Annotated in this window: 14 protein-coding genes; 9 read left to right on the top strand and 5 right to left on the bottom strand. The window is 68.2% G+C overall.

Annotated elements, in window-relative coordinates; all coding sequences use genetic code 11:
- Both AC07OZ_RS05370 and AC07OZ_RS05365 read left to right on the top strand, forming a co-directional pair.
- Positions 1–194 (top strand): hypothetical protein (locus AC07OZ_RS05370; RefSeq protein ID WP_495466118.1); only part of this gene is annotated, 194 nt, incomplete at its 5' end.
- Between the two features lie 36 nt (positions 195–230).
- Positions 231–1697 (top strand): APC family permease, encoded by a 1467-nt coding sequence (locus AC07OZ_RS05365; protein ID WP_495466117.1) that lies wholly within the window; start codon positions 231–233, stop codon positions 1695–1697.
- A gap of 63 nt (positions 1698–1760) precedes the next feature.
- Here the strand turns inward: AC07OZ_RS05365 and AC07OZ_RS05360 are convergent, their stop codons facing one another.
- Together AC07OZ_RS05360 and AC07OZ_RS05355 are read right to left on the bottom strand one after the other, a co-directional pair.
- Positions 1761–2552, bottom strand: a complete 792-nt coding sequence (locus AC07OZ_RS05360; protein WP_495466116.1) for a MetQ/NlpA family ABC transporter substrate-binding protein — start codon at positions 2550–2552, stop codon at positions 1761–1763.
- A 162-nt stretch (positions 2553–2714) separates the two neighbouring features.
- A complete protein-coding gene (locus tag AC07OZ_RS05355) occupies positions 2715–3503 on the bottom strand; it encodes a hypothetical protein (RefSeq protein ID WP_495466115.1) in 789 nt (262 codons plus the stop codon).
- Positions 3504–3817: 314 nt separating this feature from the next.
- Between AC07OZ_RS05355 and AC07OZ_RS05350 the strand changes: the two genes are divergently transcribed.
- The 6 genes from AC07OZ_RS05350 to AC07OZ_RS05325 all read left to right on the top strand — a co-directional run bounded on the left by AC07OZ_RS05350 (position 3818) and on the right by AC07OZ_RS05325 (position 10981).
- Entirely contained in the window at positions 3818–5797 is a 1980-nt protein-coding gene (locus AC07OZ_RS05350; RefSeq protein ID WP_495466114.1) for an O-linked N-acetylglucosamine transferase, SPINDLY family protein, read from the top strand.
- A complete protein-coding gene (locus AC07OZ_RS05345) occupies positions 5772–6176 on the top strand; it encodes a hypothetical protein (RefSeq protein ID WP_495466113.1) in 405 nt (134 codons plus the stop codon). The genes AC07OZ_RS05350 and AC07OZ_RS05345 overlap by 26 nt, the downstream gene beginning before the upstream one ends.
- A gap of 138 nt (positions 6177–6314) precedes the next feature.
- Complete coding sequence (locus AC07OZ_RS05340; protein WP_495466112.1) at positions 6315–7463, top strand: tetratricopeptide repeat protein; 1149 nt, start codon at positions 6315–6317, stop codon at positions 7461–7463.
- A gap of 67 nt (positions 7464–7530) precedes the next feature.
- Positions 7531–7998 carry an OsmC family protein gene (locus AC07OZ_RS05335; protein ID WP_495466111.1) on the top strand — a complete coding sequence of 156 codons (468 nt, stop codon included), beginning with the start codon at positions 7531–7533 and terminating at the stop codon, positions 7996–7998.
- A gap of 116 nt (positions 7999–8114) precedes the next feature.
- On the top strand, positions 8115–9791 hold the full coding sequence (locus tag AC07OZ_RS05330; RefSeq protein WP_495466110.1) for a hypothetical protein: 1677 nt from the start codon (positions 8115–8117) through the stop codon (positions 9789–9791).
- The gene (locus tag AC07OZ_RS05325; protein ID WP_495466109.1) at positions 9788–10981 is read left to right on the top strand and encodes a serine hydrolase domain-containing protein; all 1194 of its coding nucleotides are present in this window, start codon (positions 9788–9790) and stop codon (positions 10979–10981) included. Before AC07OZ_RS05330 ends, AC07OZ_RS05325 begins: the two co-directional genes overlap by 4 nt.
- Here AC07OZ_RS05325 and AC07OZ_RS05320 read toward each other — a convergent pair.
- Complete coding sequence (locus AC07OZ_RS05320) at positions 10971–11816, bottom strand: PA4780 family RIO1-like protein kinase (protein WP_495466108.1); 846 nt, start codon at positions 11814–11816, stop codon at positions 10971–10973. The two genes, AC07OZ_RS05325 and AC07OZ_RS05320, sit on opposite strands and share 11 nt — an antisense overlap.
- A 103-nt stretch (positions 11817–11919) precedes the next feature.
- Between AC07OZ_RS05320 and AC07OZ_RS05315 the strand changes: the two genes are divergently transcribed.
- Positions 11920–12831, top strand: coding sequence for a YihY/virulence factor BrkB family protein (locus AC07OZ_RS05315; protein ID WP_495466107.1), 912 nt, complete (start codon positions 11920–11922; stop codon positions 12829–12831).
- Positions 12832–12857: 26 nt separating this feature from the next.
- Here AC07OZ_RS05315 and AC07OZ_RS05310 read toward each other — a convergent pair whose 3' ends face one another.
- Entirely contained in the window at positions 12858–15479 is a 2622-nt protein-coding gene (locus tag AC07OZ_RS05310; protein ID WP_495466106.1) for an RICIN domain-containing protein, read from the bottom strand.
- Between the two features lie 130 nt (positions 15480–15609).
- Positions 15610–17208, bottom strand: a complete 1599-nt coding sequence (locus tag AC07OZ_RS05305; protein WP_495466105.1) for an aspartate:alanine exchanger family transporter — start codon at positions 17206–17208, stop codon at positions 15610–15612.
- Positions 17209–17345: the final 137 nt, after the last annotated feature.

Below are 17345 nucleotides of genomic sequence, written 5' to 3'. Positions count from 1 at the left end.
GGGCGGAGAGGAGGGCGGAGAGGAGGGCGGAGAGGAGGGCGGAGAGGAGGGCGGAGAGGAGGGCGGAGAGGAGGGCGGAGAGGAGGGCGGGGAGGACGGTTGTCGCAGGCTCGCTCCGTCGCGTCGCCACGACGAAGCTCCCCGCGCGGAACGGGCCGCCAGTAGCATCGCGCATCCCCGTCCGTGCGCACTGACGACCTTCTTCCGCTCCGCGCCCCAAGGTTTCCCTGATGACCGTCTCCACCGGCGACAACGCCGCTCCGCTCCTGGCGTCCTCGGCCGCGGATTCTTCTGGTGCCGCCGGCGCGCAGCCGCGGCGCATCCTCGACGTCCGCCATGCCATGGCACTGTGCATCGGCATGGTCGTCGGCGCGGGCATCTTCAAGACCTCGCCGATGGTGGCGCAGTTCCTGGCGACGCCGGGGCAGCTCTATCTGGCCTGGGCGCTGGGCGGTGTGCTGTCCTTCGTCGGCGGGCTGTGCTTCGCGGAACTCGCCGCGGCCTTCCCCGATGCGGGCGGCGATTACTACTTCCTGCGCCGCGCCTTCGGCGCGAGGCTCGGCTTCCTGTTCGCGTGGTCGCGCTTCGCGGTGATTCACACGGGATCGATGGCCTTGCTCGGTTTCGTCTTCGGGGACTACCTGGCGCAGGTGGTCGACCTCTCACCGTGGCTCGGCGAGCACGTGAGCGCGTGGCTCGCGGGCGGCCTCATCGTCGCGCTGACGGGGCTCAACCTGCTCGGCGTGCGCGTCGGGCTGGGCACACAGCTCGGGCTCACGACGCTGGTCATCGGCGGGCTGTTGCTCCTCGGCGTGGGCGCGGGCGTGCAGCACTGGCAAGGCCTGGCACCGGTCACGTCCGCCACGCTGGCCGCGACCGCGGGGCAGGGCGCGCTGAGCGCCGCGGGTGCCGCGAATGCCGTGAATGCCGCGACCGGTGCGACCCTCTCGTGGGGCACGGCGATGGTGTTCGTCTTCCTCGCCTACGGCGGCTGGAGCGACGCGGCCACCTTGTCCGCCGAGATGAAGGACCCGCGCCGCGGCATCGTCCGTGCGCTGCTGTTGGGCCTGGGCACGGTCACGGCGCTCTACCTGCTCGCCAACTTGGCCTACGTACGCGTGCTCGGTCTGGGCGGACTGGCCGCGAGCGCGGCCCCGGCGGCGGAGGCCATGCGGGTGGTGTTCGGTCGCGGCGCGGAGGTGGCGATGGTCGGCGTGGTGACGCTGACGGCGCTGTCGGTGATGAACGCGATCCTGATCGCCGGGCCGCGCACGACCTACGCGGCGGCGCGCGACCTGGCGGCGGAGCTGCAACTCGCGCGCTGGGACGCGGATCGCGGCACGCCCACCGTCGCGGTGATCGCCACCAGCGGCATGGCCCTGGCGCTGGTCGCGTTCGGCGCGGCGACGCGCGGCGGCTTCTCGACGATGGTCGACTACCTCTCGCCGGTGTACTGGTTCTTCATGACGCTCAGCGGCCTGGCGGTGCTGGTGCTGCGCCGCAAGGCGCCGGCGCATCCGCGGCCGTTCCGCGTGCCGCTGTACCCGGTGCTGCCGCTGGTGTTCGTCGGCTGCAGCGCCTATGTGCTGTGGTCCAGCGTGGTCTATGTCAGCTCGGGCGCGATCGTCGGCGTGGCGGTGCTCGCCTTCGGGGCGTTGCTGCTCTGGGGCTACGGGAGGCTGCGGCGACCTCGTTGAGCGAGGTCGTTGAGCGCGGACATTGGAAGCCGGCCGCTTGACGTCGGCGTGCCGCCGACGTGTTCAGAACGCGACGACCAGCGAATCCGCGAAGCGCTCCGCGACGAACTGCCGGACCTCGGGCGACTGGAAGGCGCGGACCAGCTTGGTCACCCAGGGCCGGTCCTTGTCCTGCGTCCTCACGGCGATGAGGTTGGCATACGGGCTCTTGGCGTCCTCGATCGCGATCGCATCGCGCTTCGGAATGAGCCCCGCTTGCACCGCGTAGTTGGTGTTGATGGCGCTCGCGTCGACATCGTCCAGCGTGCGCGGCAACTGCGCGGCGTCGACCTGGACGATCTGCAGCTTGCGCGGGTTCTCCGCGATGTCGAGCGTCGTGGCCGAGATGCCCGCGCCCGGTTTCAGCGTGATGACGCCGGCCTTGTGCAGCAACTGCAGCGCACGTCCGCTGTTGCTCGGATCGTTGGGGATGGCGACGCGGGCGCCGGTCGCCAGTTGGTCGAGCCGCTTGATGCGCTTCGAGTAGAAGCCCAGCGGCGCCGTGACAGTCACGCCGACCGCGCTGAGCCGGTAACCGCGCGCCTGGATCTGCGACTGCAGGAAGGGCAGGTGCTGGTAGCTGTTGGCCTGCACGTCGCCGGCGTCCAGCGCGGCATTGGGCTGCACGTAGTCGGAGAACTCGACGATCTGGAGCGTGAGGCCGTCGCGGGCGGCGACCTTCTTCGCGACCTCGGCGATCTGCGCATGCGGGCCGTTGGTCACGGCGATCCTGATGATCTCCTCCGCGCGGCTCGCGGCGGAGAAGAGCAGAGCGGCGGCCGTGAGGCCGAGGAGGGCGGAACGTCGAGTGGCCATGTCGATGGGTGGACGAGTGATCGGAGAATGGGCGATGAGAACGAGAAAGAGCCCGGGAGGCGGGACTCCCGGGCTTGAAGATGCTCGGTAGAGCACACGGCAAAGGTCGACGTCAGGATCGCGCAGGCGGCTCGCGCTGGCTACGAAGGGATATGCAGGTGCTTATAGCGTCAGCTTGTTTGGCTTCGGGATGTTGATGTTCATCGCGAATCCTTTCGTGGGCAGGACCCTGACCATGGTCTCCACCATGGCCCGGACGTTCACCTGATTGATCGTTGTCGAGTCCAGGTAGGCGTCGCCCATGTTGAACGCGCTGCATTGGACGACCATGCCGTTGTTCTCCACCAGGAAGACCAGCCTGCCCCAGAACTGGGGGAACTGCGCCGGGTCGTAGAACTTCCGCTTGACCAGCTGTGAGGGCGTGGTCAGGGCCGTCGTGCCAGCCGCCTTGGCGGTGCCATCCTGGGAGTCCGCGCCATTCATCTCGATCGTCAACTGCTTGAGGGAAATGTGGGCGCTGAGCGGATTGACGAGGTTCAGCGAGATGGTGTCGGCTCCCGCCGTTTCGCCTGCGAGCGCGTCGCTGTTCATGGCCTTCACTGCCGCGGCGCCCAGCTTGGTGCCGTAGCTGAGCCCTTGCTGGTCTCCCTTCACCTCCAGCCCGTCCGGCTTCAGCACCTTGCCCAGGAGGTAGATGAAGATCACGCCCTTCGAAGCATCGGCCTTGAACAGCTCCAGTTTCCAGACCTTGTCCCACTCGCCCGAATCAGCCACCCTGCTGAGGCTGTAGGTCTCGTCCCCGTTCTCGACCCACGAGTCGACCGGCTTGTCCTTGCCTTCCGCATCCCGGCGTTTCCCGACCCTCCGCTGCAGGACGGGCTCCGGTCCGGGGCGGGCCTGCTGGGGCGCATGCCCGAACACTGCCTGCACGAGCGCCCGCTGCGCCTGCATGCGAGGCGAATGGTCGATGCGTCGCTGCAGCGAGTCCTGCGCGTTCCCGTCTCCATCGGTGACCCGCATCGACGGGACGTGTGTCTTGGGACCGGGCGTGGCCACGGCCTGGTGCCGGGACCCCGGGGAGTCGGACGGTCGGGTTTTCATCGGGCGGCTCCCAGGGACGGCTCGGTGGCTCGTTGGATGCAAGTCCATTCACGCTAGGACTGACCCCAGACCACGTCCATCGGTAGATGGCTGAACTTCCGCCGCCGATTTGCCGACCCCGAGGGGCCCCTATGATTCCTGCACGAGCTTTGGGGAGTTCCGCGTTGAGCAAGAGGAATGAACGGCATGGCAGCGGGCGGCAAGCCGCCGACGCGCTGGTCGATCAGGGCCGCTGGGAAGAGGCGGCGGCGAGTTACCGCGCCCTGGCCGAAGCGGGCAGCCAGGATGAAGTGCTCTTCCACAACTGGGGCGTGACGCTGCGCGAGCTCGGACAGCCCGAGGACGCCATCACCGCCTTCGAACGGGCCATCGGTCTCAAGCCGTCCTATGCGAAGGCCTTCCACGGCCTGAGTCTGGCCTACCGCGACATCGGCGCCGCGGACTCGGCGCTGATGGCCATCGAGCTCGCCATCGAGAACGACCCCGATCGCGACGCTTTCAAGTTTGAGCTGATCGATCAGATGATCCATGCGGGCGCCTGGGAGGCCGCCATCCAGCAGGCGGATCGATTCGACGGCGGCGCTCCGGGTTATCCCGTCGCCCAGAACCTGAAGGGATTGGCGCTTCGCAAGGCAGGGGCACTCGACGGCGCGCTGGAGGCCTTCGGCAACGCGATCCAGGCGGACCCGCGCTTGGCCGCGCCGCTTCAGAACCGCGCGAACCTGCATCTCCGGGCCAGGAGGTTCTCGCTGGCCGTGACGGACTTCGATGCGGCGATGGCGCTGGCGCCGCAGACGAAGTGGCTGGCGGGCCTGAGGCTGTATGCCGCGATGCACCTCTTCGATTGGGGCCGCTACGCGCAGCACCGGCAGGAAGTCCTGGCGCGTGTCGAAGCCGGCGACCCTGTTGCGCATCCGTTGATCGTGCAGCACTTGACGGACGATCCGGCGCTGCAGCAGAGGGCCGCCAGGACCTGGGCCGAAGACACGCTGCCACGACCACGGCGCGTCGAGGGCCGGAGAGGCTTTCCTGCAGGGCGGAAGATCCGCATCGCCTACGTGTCCCGCGACTTCCATGGTCACCCCGTCGCCTACCTGATCGCGGAAGTGCTGGCGCTTCATGACCGGGAGGTCTTCGATGTCGCGGTCATCAACTACGGCAGCGTCAGCGAGGATCCGATGCAGCAGGGGCTGCGCGCCAGCGTCGATGCGTTCATCGATGTCCAGCACCAGTCCGACGAGCAGATCGTCCAGATCTGTCGCGAGCTGTCGATCGACGTCGCCGTCGACCTGACGGGCTACACCGACAACGCCCGCAGCGCGATCTTCGCGAACCGGATCGCGCCGGTGCAGGTGCTCTACCTGGGATATCTCGGGACCTCGGGGTCGGCGCTGTACGACTACGTCGTCGCGGACCGGCACCTCGTCGACGATCGGACCCGGGGCTTCCTCGATGAGAAGCTGCTGGTGTTGCCGTCCTACCAGGCCAATGACCGGCAGCGTCCGAGACCGGCGGCCGGAGGGCTGCGCGCAGCCGCCGGACTGGCTGATGACGCATTCGTCTTCTGCTGCTTCAACAACCCGGCAAAGCTGACGCCGGCGATGTTCGCGGCCTGGGCGCAGATCCTGGCGCGCGCGCCCGGCTCGGTGCTCTGGCTGCTGGCGGAGGAGGGCGAGGCCATCCGGAACCTCCGGAGCCATGCCGAGGAAATGGGCCTCGATCCGGCCCGACTGGTCTTCGCGAGTCGATGCGATCGCGAGGCCTATCTCGCTCGGCTCGCGTCGGCGGATCTCTTCCTCGACACGCTGCCCTACAACGCCGGCACGACGGCCAGCGATGCCCTGTGGATGGGCTTGCCGGTGCTGACGCAGGCGGGGCAGTCCTTCGCTGGCCGGATGGCGTCCAGCCTGCTTCACGCGGTGGGCTTGCCGGAATTGGTCGTGGCGACACAGGCCGAGTACATCGATACCGCGGTGGCGCTCGCCACCGACACGGTCCGTTTCAACGAGCTTCGTACCCGACTGCAGGAGGGCCGCGATTCAGCGATGCTGTTCGATACGCCCGCCTTCACGCGGAGTCTCGAACTGGCGTATCTCACGGCGCTTTCAGGAACTGAGGATGGCGATGTTGTTGTCGGTGAATAGCGAATTACCCGGAACGCATCGTTTCGACGTGCTGTGGGAATCGATGGTGGTCGGGTCGACGGAGCTGGAACGCGGGGATGCGCCCATGGGTGTCGCCTTCGGGCGGTTCCATCCGTCTGAACACTATGCGTTGATCCGCGAACGCTGCCTGCTCGATGCCGGCGTTCAGACGGACCTTCAATTGAAGATCCGGCAGCGGGACGGACGGGTCATTGACTGCGCGGGCGGCGTTTGCATTCAGGATGCATCCGACGAACTGGGGCCAGAAGGCGTCGAGGTCAGCGCGTTGGGAATCGGCTATCCGCTCTACGAAGAGCTTTTCCCACATCACGTCGCCGCTTACGACGCGATGTTCTCGGACAAGGGCGAGGCCGACTGAGCCATGATGGCCGGCGATGCGCCTGCTGGGCGCGCGGCACCGTTCGCGATGTTGCTTCCGATCCCGGAGTCCGACTCGCATTGCCGCTAAGCTCGCGGCCTTGATTCTGAAGACATCGGAAATGCCGGGGGAGGGTGGATGGCGGTTTTGATCGAGGCGGTCTGTGCGGTGGTGCGTCGAGACGCCATCGAAGAACGCATTGCCGGTGGCTGGACCACCTTTTCAGCGGCGGTCCCCACCGGGGCCTTCTGCTATGACGCCGAGATCGCCAGCGTCGGCTTCATGGCGGTCGCGGACGCAGAAACCTTTCTCGCCCATCTTCAGTCCCTCGGATTGCGGACGCACCCCGTCGCAGACGACGGCGATGCCTGTCTCGTGGAACAGCTCGGACGGTCGGGCAGGCCCGCGGCCTGGCTCGGGGTCTCGCGCTTGTCGACGGAGGCGATCGGTGGCGAGATCACGGTCGCCTTCCTCAAGGGCTCCACCGTCAACACCGTCGTGACGCCCGGCCAATGGAAGTTCCAGGGATCCGTGTCGGAGCAACCGCTCGACTTCGTCCGGGCCGACAGCCCACGCCTGAAGTTCCTCCGCAACCAGGACAACGTTGAGGTCTATTGGGACGAGGAACTGCAGCGGGAGGTCTATGTGGGTCGCCCTTACGGCAGTCGTCCCGGCGCGCTGCACCTCACCGAGGCGCAGCGCGACGCGTACAACCGGTTGTGGCAGGAGGCGTGCGACATCGCCCGCGCGGACAATCTCTATTCGCTCGTCCCACCTTACACACCAGGATTCTTCGTGGCGCGAAAGATCCGCAAGGTGATCGCGCTCATGGACGAGGCGCTCGCGCTTCATCCCGGCAGCGGGTCCGCCCTGTGGATGCAGGGAAAGATGCTGCAACTGCAGGGCAACTTCGACGCGTCGCTCGATCGCCTCTCGAAGGCCTGCCTGATCGACTCGAACAACGCGAACTTCGCCCGGGAAGCCGGCATCAGCGCCACCGAGGCCGGCAAGCTCGACGTCGCGGTCTTCTATGCGCAGGAAGCCCTCAAGGCCACCCCCGGGGATGCCGGACTGCGCACCAATCTCGCCATCGCCCATCTCTTCGCGGGCAACCTGTCCGCAGCGGAATTCGAGATCAAGGAGGCGCGCGCCGCCGAGCCTGAGGACCCGATCACGCGTTCGGTCTCTATTCTCGTGCGCGAAGTCATCGCCGGGCGAATGACGCGGCCGACATGCACCGGCGAGATCGACCCGGCGGCGCTGCGTGAGGCGTCCCGTCGAGAATGACGGTCGACGACAGTCCGCGGGACCACGGCGGGCTGCCTTTCGCCGCACGCAACAGGAGCGACACACGATGGGACATCGGGAACACCACTATCACGTCACCGTGACGTGGACCGGCAACCAGGGCACCGGCACGTCGGGCTACAAGGCTTACCGCCGCGACCATGCGATCGAGTCGGCGGGCAAGGCACCGATTCTGGGATCGTCCGATCCGGCCTTCCTCGGGGACAGAACCCGCTGGAACCCCGAGGACCTGCTGGTGGCGTCGACCAGCGCCTGCCACAAGCTCTGGTACCTCCACCTCTGCGCCGAGGCCGGCATCGCCGTGCTCGCCTACGTGGACGATGCCGAGGGCACGATGGAGGAAGGAGAGAAAGGACGCTTCACGAAGATCGTCCTGCGGCCGCGCGTCACCGTGCGGGCCGGCGACGATGTCGCGCTTGCCCAGCGCCTGCACCACGACGCGCACGAGCAGTGCTTCATCGCGAATTCGCTGAACTTCCCGGTGCTCTGCGAGCCGGCTATCCAGACGGCGTAGAGGAGTCAACAGGGGTCGCGCGTCAAGTCCCTGACGGACGCTTCCCCGTCCGGGTTGTGGCCCGGAACGCCCGGCGCGGGCAGGATGCGGTCCTCCGAATCTCCGGATCCGATCGCATGCGTTCCCCGTCCCTCCGATCCGCGCTGGCCGTCGCCACAGCCACCGCCGCCTTTGCCGCCGCATTTGCCGCCGCCTGTGCCGCCGCGCTGATCGCCAGTCCCGCCCACGCCGCACCTGACGCGAAGAGCCTGGTCACCGACTCCGCCGCCATGAGCCAGCTCGTCGAGGCCGTGAGCTTCGACGTGATGTCGGAAGCCGCGATCAACGCGTGCCAGGACATGGGTGACGCCGCCGCCCCGTCGATGCGGGACGCGTGGATCGCCTGGCGAGGGCGCTATCAGATCGCCCCGATGCGGGTGGTGCTCACCCGCATGATGCAGCGGCGCAGCGGCGATGCGTCCTGGGACAAACTCATCGAGCCCATGCGCCAGCGCGTGCTGAGCGACCCGCAGGCCTGCGCCACGCTCTCGCGTGAGTGGCAGGGCGGCGGCAAGGACGTCGCCGCGCGCTACCCGCAGGCGGGGGCCGTGGCGCGCGCGATCGTGCAGGCCAACCTCGTGATGCCGATCACCCCGCTGCCCATCGCCGCCGAGCCCGCCCGGGGCCAGGTCTTGCTGCCCAGCCAGGTGATCGCCCTGACGGAGCAGCGCGGCAACTGGCTGGTGATCTCCGAGGAAACCGCCCGGCGCAAGCTGGGTCTGGTCTACGTCAAGGGCCGCGTGGCACGCGACCTGCGCCGCCCCGAGAACTTCTATCTCATGCAGGAGCAGGGCGACCGGGTCGGGGAGCAGTTCATCCACCTGAAGTTCAACGCCGAGTCGTGGCTCGGCAAGGAGGTGGTGCTGCGCGGGGTGGTCACCTCGTTGAACCGGCTGTCGATGGACCTGGCCGATGCCGCGCTCGTCAACGATCCGTCGGGCCTGACGCCGTCGCCTCTGGCGCAGACGCCGCTGGCGCGCAAGGCGGTGGCGCTGCAGCGGGTGTCGACCTCGCCCGGCAAAGGCCTGGGCGACAAGGACCTGGCCGCCGTCGTCATCCACGGCGAAGCCAACAACCTCAACGGCACCCGCTGGGAGGAGGACGTGCGCTTCCTGCTGCGGGACGGTAGCGTCTACCGCCGCACCGAGATGCCGCCGGATCAGCTCGACGTCGCCGCGTCGCGCCAGCTCGAGCCCCAGCGCTGGGGGCGTTGGCGGAGCGCCGGCAAGGGCTACGCGATGCAGGCGCAGGACGACGACGGCCGGCCGTCCGGCGACTGGAAGCCCGAGGGGCACGAGGCGGTGCGACCCTGGCCGAAGGATGCGCGGCTGGAGGGCAGCTTCAGCCGGCGCAGCTTCACCGGCAGCATGATCACCGGCGGCACCTCGGCCACGCACGGCATCCGCTTCACGAAGGACGGCCGCTTCGAGCGCAGCTTCAGCGCGCTCTCCAGCACGGGCAGCCTGCAGGCCATCACGGGCACGGTGGTCGCGGGCTCGTCGCACGGCGACGGCAAGGGCAGCAGCAGCACCGGCAGCAGCACCGTCGGCACGGGGCTGGGGAACGTCGGCGTCAGCAGCGGCACGCACACGAAGGACGACGGCGCGAGCCGCCGCGGCAGATATCAGCTGGAAGGCTTCGCGATCTCGCTCGAGTACGACGATGGCCACAAGGAGCGGCTGCTCAGCTTCCCCGTCGACGGGGACAACCGGTCCGTCTACATCGGCACCGGCAGCTACGATCGCGACAAATGATGAAACTTCAACCATGGCGGCCGCGGCGAGGATCCGCGCTGCATCACGTGATCGCGACCCTGATCGTCGCTCCGATCGTCGTTCTGGGCGGCGTCGCACACGCGCAGGCGGCCTCCGGCTGCCAGGGCGTCTACTTTGATCCCCAGAAGCGCTTTCTCCACAACGAGGCGCCGGCCGCCGCCATCCCGCAGGCCTTGCCCGCAGGGACGCCGTTGGGCGCGGTGGTCTACAAACCGCGCGGCTCGGCGACGGCCGTCCCGCTCGAGGATTACTTCGGAAAGTTCTGCACCACCGGCTTTCTGGTGATGCACGAGGGTCAGGTCGTGTTCGAGCGCTACCTGCAGCAGGCGAGGCCGTCGACGGCGCTGCTGTCCGCGTCGATGTCCAAGACCGTCCTCGCGCTGCTGATCGGCATCGCGATCAACGAGGGCAAGCTGTCGCTGGACGAGCGCGTCTCGGCGGTGCTGCCGGACTTCCGCGACAGTGCCTTCGCCGACGACAGCGTCGAGGACCTGTTGCGCATGAGCTCGGGCGTGGCGCTGAAGAACTCGTTCCGGCCCGGCGAGGTCTCGGACAACCAGACCACGAATCCGATGATCGAGCCCTTCACCGACATGCGCGTCTATCTCGCGGGCAAGAAGGACAAGGATCCCGCCGGCAAGATCTTCAACTACAACGGCGCCGTGACGGCCGTGCTCGGCCTGATGCTGAGCGCGCGCACCGGCGTGAGCAACACCGACTACCTGTCCACGCACCTGTGGGGACCGATGGGCGCCGAGTCACCTGCCTACTGGATCAAGAACCGGGCGGGGCAGGAGGGCGTGCAGGGGCAGTTCGTCGCGAGCCTGCGGGACTACGCCCACCTGGGCCAACTGATCATGAACCTCGGCCGCGTGGGCGAGCGCCAGGTCGTGCCCCAGGCCTGGATCGAGCAGATGACTGCGCTGCGCAAGGACAAGCCCCAGCCCGCGAACGTGCCGTTTTACGGCCTGCACGTCTGGATCCCGCGGGCGGCGGGCGGACGCTCCTTCGCCTGGGGGACCAACGGGCAGAACATCTTCGTGGACCCGGTCGCGAAGGTCGTGATCGTGCACACCGGCAACAGCCCGGACGCGGAGTTCAACGGCAACGACCACCTGTTCCCGATCCGGGATGCGATCACGGCGGCGCTCCGGGCTGCTAAGAACTGAGCATCCGCAGGCGCCGCGCGGCTTCCTCGTCGACGGCGTCATCGATCTCGCGAATCACTTCGCCGAGGTCGACCGGCCCGGTCGCGTGCTTGAAGTGGCCGGTCAGCGGCGTCTCGGGCGTGAGGGCGCCGCTTTCGTACAAGGCCCAGATCTCGTGCCCGTAGTCGGTGCGCAGCAGGTCCGGGGCGAAGCCGCCGAAGAAGTCGCGCAGGTTGTTGACGTCGCGCAGCAGCATGCGCTTGGCGTGGTTGTTGCCGGCGGCGTCCACGGCCTGCGGCAGGTCGATGATCACCGGCCCGTCGCTGGCCAGCAGGATGTTGAACTCGGACAGGTCGCCGTGGACCACGCCCGCGCCGAGCATGCGCACCACTTCCCCTAAGAGGCTCTGGTGGTGGGTGCGGGCTTCCTCGGCCGTGAACATCGAGTCGTTGAGCCGCGGGGCCGCGTCGCCGTTCTCGTCCACGACGAGTTCCATGATCAGCACGCCGTCCATGAAGTTGTAGGGCTGCGGCACGCGCACGCCGGCGCCGGCCAGGCGGTACAGCGCGTCGACCTCGGCGTTCTGCCACGCGGCTTCCTGGGCCTGCCGGCCGAACTTCGTGCCCTTGGCCATGGCGCGCGCCTGCCGGCTGTTCTTGGTCTTGCGGTTCTCGGTGTAGTCGACGGCCTGGCGGAAGCTGCGCTGCGTGGCCTCCTTGTAGACCTTGGCGCAACGGGTCTCGTCGCCGCACCGCACCACGTAGACCAGCGCCTCCTTGCCGCTCATCAGCTGCCGCACGACGGTGTCGATCAGGCCTTCCTCGATCAGGGATTGGAGTCGCGGGGGTGCTTTCATCGGGGCCTTGGAAGAGTGGGCATCGGGCTCCGGCGGAGTCTGAGGCAAGAGGGGGCAGGACGCGATTTTGCCCTTGCGGACAACATTCAACGAATTCCGCGGCATGCAGCAACTGATCGAGCTCTGGCATCGGACGCGTCGCGTGGCCTTGCGCACGCCTGTCCTCGGCGTCCTGCTCCTGGCCATCCGCAACTACGTGCTGCACCAAAGCGCCAACCAGGCGGGGAGCATGGCGTTCTCGATGGTGCTGTCGATGTTCCCGTTGCTGCTGCTGCTCTCCGCGGGTGCCGCGTACATCGGCTCGCCCGGCGACGCGGCTGCATTGGCGAGTCGCGTCGTGGAGTACGCGCCGCCGCTCGTGCGCAGCGCGCTGCTGCCCGTGGTCAACCAGGTGCTGGCCCAGCGCAGCCAGGCGTTGCTGGCCATCGGCCTCTTCATCACCCTATGGACGGCGTCGTCCGGCATGCAGGCGGTGCGCACCGCGCTCAACCGCGCCTACGCCATCGAGCGCGGTCTCCCGTTCTGGCGAGCACGCCTCAAGGTCACGCTGTTCACGCTGATCGTGGGCAGCGGCATCCTCGCCATCTTCAGCTCCGTCATCGTGATGCCGTATGTCTGGGAGGCGCTGGAGAACAGCGTCGGCAAGGGGCGTGAGACGCTGTGGTTGCGCAACAGCGTGCGCTACGGTGTCGCGTTCCCGGTGCTGGTCGTGCTTTATGCGTTGCTCTACGGCTGGTTGCCGGACGTCCGTTTGCGACTGCGCACGGTGCTGCCCGGCGCGGTCGTCGGCGCGGCGCTCTGGGTCGCGTCGGCCGCGACCCTGTCGTACACGCTGCGCAGCGCGGGCAAGCTGGCGCTGCTCTATGGCAGCTTCGCCGGCGTCGTCGCCACGCTGGTGTTCCTCTACATCAGCGCGACCACGCTGATCTACGGGGCGGAGGTGAATGCGGTGATACGGCAGCGATTGACGGAGGAATCGAACTCGGACTCGGACTCAGATCCTGAGCCCGCTTGAACCCTCGCTGCCTTGCCGCGCTGCCTTCACCAACCGGCGTTGCCCGTTCCGCGGATGAAGAAGCTGCCCGGCGCGTTGTCCTGCTTCAGCCCGCCGAGCGCCGGGTTGGTCACCACCACGCCGTCGAAGTTGACCGCGCCGCGTCCGCCGTTGTCGATCACCTCGATGCCGTACCGGCCGGGGTTGACGACCTTGATGTTCTTCAGCCTCACGTTGCGGAACTTGGCGTTGTCGGCGTCGCGCAGCAGGTCCGGGTGGAACTTCTCGCCCGGCGGCACGAAGGCCGAGCCGAAGCCGCGGAACTCGATGCCGGAGTAGGTCGGGTCGATGATGTCGACGTTCTCCACCAGGATGTCGTTCACGTCGCCTTCGCGCAGGTAGAACTTCAGCGCGCCGTGTTGCCACGGATTGCCGGTGTTCTCGTTGAACATCGGCCCGCCCGCGCGGATCAGCGAAATGTTGCTGAAGGTCGTCGTCCCCGGTCCGAATGGATAGGGGCTGAACTCGTTGTCGATCAGGATGCCCGGGTAGGTCAGCACGTCCTCGCAGACGCTGTCCTTGAACACGTTGTTCGCGCCGCCGTAGGCCGCGAAGCAGTTGGCGCGCCACGGCATCTGCACCGTGTTGTTGCGGAACACGTTGTTGACCGCCTGGCCCTGGTCCGGCGCGTTCTTTCCCGCGGGCGAGATGAAGCCGTCGCCCAGCTGCCAGGTCTTGTCCTTCACCCAGTCGGTCCACTTGATGGACCACACCACCAGCGCGTCGTCGCCGGTGTTGCGCAGGTGGCAGTTCTCCACCAGCGAGTTGGACGTGCCGTTGTCCAGGTTGATCCCGTCCGCATAGGTGTTGCGGATACGGCAGTTGCGGATCGTCAGGCGCTGCGTCGGCTGGGTCTGGTAGGGAGGATCGTTGCCGACCCAGATCGCACCGACCACGTGCTCGATCCAGACGTTCTCGATCAGGCTGTCGGCGCCCATCGGCCCGGCGAAGGCCTTCTGCATGCCTTCGGATTCCTCGGCCCGCGCCTTGGATTCGCCCAGGATCGAGAAGTCGCCGAACACGCAGCGGGCGCTCGCGCCGTAGCAGAAGAACAGCGCCTTCGGCCCGCGCAGGTTGGTGTGCCACATGCCAGCGCCGCGGACCTCGATGCCGGGGTTGTCCAGGCCGACGTTGCCGCCGTCGATCTTCTGCAGCAGGTAGTCGCCGGGCGGGAACCACAGCTTGCTGGTCGATCGCATGGCCCGCAGCACGTCGTTCGCATGGTCCTTGCCGTCATTGGGCTGGATGCCGAAGGCGGTCACCGAGGTGAAGCCCGCCGGCATCGTCAGCGCCTGCGGCACGGGCTCGATGTCGACCAGGTCGATGACGTAGAAGCCCGCGGTGTCCTGCGCGTCGCGGCGCAGCATGACGGTCGCGCCGGCGGGGATGTTGTCGGGCAGCAGCACGCGCGCTTCATCGAAGAAGGTGTGCGGCTGGCCGGCCGGCTTGTCGACGACCGGATCGCCGATCAGACCGCCCTGGTAGGACCAGCTGTAGCGCGAGGTCAGCGGCAGCGACTTCACGCGCACGCCGTTCACGTAGAGGCCCAGCGTGGCGTCGATGCCGCCGCCGTTCGGGGCGTCGGGGATCGAGTAACGCACCACCACGCCGTTGCCGGCCGCGGTGGTCTTGAAGGACACGTAGTCGCCGGTCCGGTTCAGGCGCACCGCCTTGCGGCCGATGGCCTCGGCTTCGATGTGGTTCGCGTCCCACTTCTGGCGGCTCGGACCGAGGACTTGCGCGTTGGTCTGGCCGTCTTCGGCCTGGTACTCGACCCAGGGCACGGCGGCGCCACGACGGGGCAGGGGCGAAGGCGCCGGCGCGGGGGACGGCGCAGGCGATGGTGCCGGAGCGGGAGCCGGTGAAGGCGCCGGGGCCGGAGAAGGTGCGGGTGATGGTGCGGGAGAAGGCGCCGGCGCGGGCGCGGGCGAGGGGGCCGGAGAGGGCGCAGGCGAAGGAGCCGGCCCCGGTGCGGGTGCCGGCGATGGCGCCGGGGCCTGCGTGCCCGTCGGCACGAAGGTCCACCGCTGGTTGTCGTTGTTGCCGCAATCCCATTGCTGGATGCGGCCGCCGGCGACGAGGCTGAAGTCCTTCACGTCCACGCATTTGCCGGTGTGCTTGGCGACGATGTGGAACGCGTCGCCCTTGGCCGTGACGGCGAAGCGCTGGTTCGCGCCGCCGCCGTAGCCCCATTGCTGGATGAGCGCGCCGTTGGCGGTGGAGATGTCGCTGACGTCCAGGTTCTTGCCGCTGCTGACATTCCGGAAGGCGTAGCTGCCATCGGCCGCGGCGCTGATCTCGAAGCGCTGGCTGGCCGCGCCGTTGCATGGCATCTGCAGCGTCTTGGCACCGTCGGCCGTGCTGGCGCCTTCGATGGCTATGCACATCCCCGATTGAACGCCGCGCAGGCTGTACTGCCCCACCGGAAACGCGGTCTGCGACGCAATCGACTGCGCCTGGGCGCTCGCATGATCGGCGGCCGCCGGGCTGGCCGACGCGTCCGGTGAGTCGGCGCCGCCGCAGGCGCTCAGCAGCACGCTGACGGCCAGCGCGATCGTGGTCGGCGCGGCCTGGAGCTTGCCGAAGTCCGGGCGGGGAGAAGGATGCATGCTCGTCTCTCGCAGAGGTTGGAATGGGATCGACACCATTCTTTCCGCGGGATGAAAGCGCTTCCAACAGGGAGGGCGCAAGAGCTGCAATCAACGGTAAGCGCCGATGGGGCGGGCTACCTCTGCCGAGTTAGAGGGACGCCATCGCCACCAGCTGCACCAGCACGATCTTCACGATCGTCATCGACGGGAAGATCATCGCGTAGCCGATGTCGGGCTGGTCGGTCGGCGCGATGCGGTTGGAGAAGGCCAGGATCGCCGGATTGCCCGTGGCGCCGGCCACGATGCCCGCGGTCGTGTCGAAGGGCAGTCTGAACACCACCGTCGCGATGACCAGCGTGACCGCCACCAGCACCGAGACGATCGCGCTGCCCAGCGCCAGGTAGAGCCAGCCGCTCTCCGCGATCGTCGCCGCGAAGGTCGATCCGGACGAGATCCCCACCACCGCGAGGAACACCGTCAGCCCGAAGTTGCGCAGCACCAGGTTGGCCGAGATCGGCATCACCCAGGTCAGCGGTCCGGTCCGGCGGCGCCAGCCCAGCAGCAGCGCGACCAGCAGCAGCCCCGCGAAGCCGAGCGAGAGGTGACCCAGCAGCGGCAGCGGCAGGCTGATCGCGCCGACGGCCAGACCCAGCGTCACGCCGACACCCATGCCGATGTAGCTCACCTCGCCGGTGGCGCGCACCGAGTCGCCGAAGTAGCGGCTCAGCACCGGGAAGCTCTCGCGCGGCGCCAGCACGCCGACGCGGTCGCCGAACTCGAGCACCCGGTCCGCGTGCGGCGCGAGGTCCACGTCGCTGCGCCGCAGGTGCAGGATGCGGGCGCGGCACTCCGGCGGGAGCTGCAGCTCCGACAGCCGCTTGCCGGCCAGCTGCGGGCTGGAGACGAAGAAGCGCTCGTAGTCGAACTCGCTGCGGTCGCGCAGGATGCGGCCGGGATCGGCGTGGCCGAAACGCAGCGCGGCGTTCTGCAGCAGGGTCGGGTCGGTGCCGCTCAGCAGCAGCACGTCGCCGCGTTGCAGCTCGACATCGTGCGCCGCGCCCATGTTGTGATGGCCTCGACGGATCGCGGAGATCGCCACCCCCTGCGGCAGCGTCTGCGACACGGCGCCGACCGTCCTGCCCAGCACCGCGACATCGTCGACGCTGACTTCCTCCACATGGAGCGAAGGCGGGGCAGGGCGCTCCAGCCGGGGCTTGCGCCACGCGTTGTAGAAGCCGAGCAGCAGGATGGGGATCGCCACGCCGACCGGATACGCGACCGAGTAGCCCGTCGCCGGCGACGGCCCGAACACCGCAAGCGCTGCCTGCAGCGCCGCCGTGCTGGTACCCGCGCCCGAGAATGCGCCCAGCGCCTTGGGCAACTCCACGCCGGGCCAGAAACGCGCCGCCGCGATCATCAAGCCCAGCGAGGCCAGCACGCCCAGCAGCGCCGCCGCATTGGCCTTGGCGCCGCGCGCGCTGGTCAGGCCGCGCAGGAACTGCGCGCCATAGGCGATGCCGACGCCGTAGAGGAACAGCATCAGCCCGAGGTTGCCGATGAGCGCGGGCAGCTTCAGCTGCGGCGCCGCCGCGCCGACCGCCAGTCCGACGAAGAGCACCGCGCCCGATCCGAGCGCGAAGCCCTTGATGCTGCGGGCGCCCAGCCAGTAGCCCGCCGCGATCGTGAGGAACAGCGCCAGCAGCGGCTGGGATGCCAGGAAGAGTCCGAACCGGTCGATGACATCCATGGAAGGGCACCCCTGAGGAAGAGCGGTCGAGTGTAGGGGCCAGTCCTTGCCACATGCACGAAGCTTGACGCAACACCAGTGTTGATCGACCCTCCGGCCGTTCCTTCGTGATTCAATGGGTCGACAACCCCAGGGAG

It is taken from the genome of Roseateles sp. GW821-FHT09G03 (assembly GCF_059416045.1).
This window is presented reverse-complemented; position numbering and strand designations above follow the sequence as displayed.

Coding starts and splice junctions, on each gene's coding strand:
- AC07OZ_RS05365 (WP_495466117.1), top strand. CDS start 231: ATGACCGTCTCCACCGGCGACAACGCCGCTCCGCTCCTGGCGTCCTCG.
- AC07OZ_RS05360 (WP_495466116.1), bottom strand. CDS start 2,552: ATGGCCACTCGACGTTCCGCCCTCCTCGGCCTCACGGCCGCCGCTCTG.
- AC07OZ_RS05355 (WP_495466115.1), bottom strand. CDS start 3,503: ATGCAGGCGCAGCGGGCGCTCGTGCAGGCAGTGTTCGGGCATGCGCCC.
- AC07OZ_RS05345 (WP_495466113.1), top strand. CDS start 5,772: ATGGCGATGTTGTTGTCGGTGAATAGCGAATTACCCGGAACGCATCGT.
- AC07OZ_RS05340 (WP_495466112.1), top strand. CDS start 6,315: ATGGCGGTTTTGATCGAGGCGGTCTGTGCGGTGGTGCGTCGAGACGCC.
- AC07OZ_RS05335 (WP_495466111.1), top strand. CDS start 7,531: ATGGGACATCGGGAACACCACTATCACGTCACCGTGACGTGGACCGGC.
- AC07OZ_RS05330 (WP_495466110.1), top strand. CDS start 8,115: ATGCGTTCCCCGTCCCTCCGATCCGCGCTGGCCGTCGCCACAGCCACC.
- AC07OZ_RS05325 (WP_495466109.1), top strand. CDS start 9,788: ATGATGAAACTTCAACCATGGCGGCCGCGGCGAGGATCCGCGCTGCAT.
- AC07OZ_RS05320 (WP_495466108.1), bottom strand. CDS start 11,816: ATGAAAGCACCCCCGCGACTCCAATCCCTGATCGAGGAAGGCCTGATC.
- AC07OZ_RS05315 (WP_495466107.1), top strand. CDS start 11,920: ATGCAGCAACTGATCGAGCTCTGGCATCGGACGCGTCGCGTGGCCTTG.
- AC07OZ_RS05310 (WP_495466106.1), bottom strand. CDS start 15,479: ATGCATCCTTCTCCCCGCCCGGACTTCGGCAAGCTCCAGGCCGCGCCG.
- AC07OZ_RS05305 (WP_495466105.1), bottom strand. CDS start 17,208: ATGGATGTCATCGACCGGTTCGGACTCTTCCTGGCATCCCAGCCGCTG.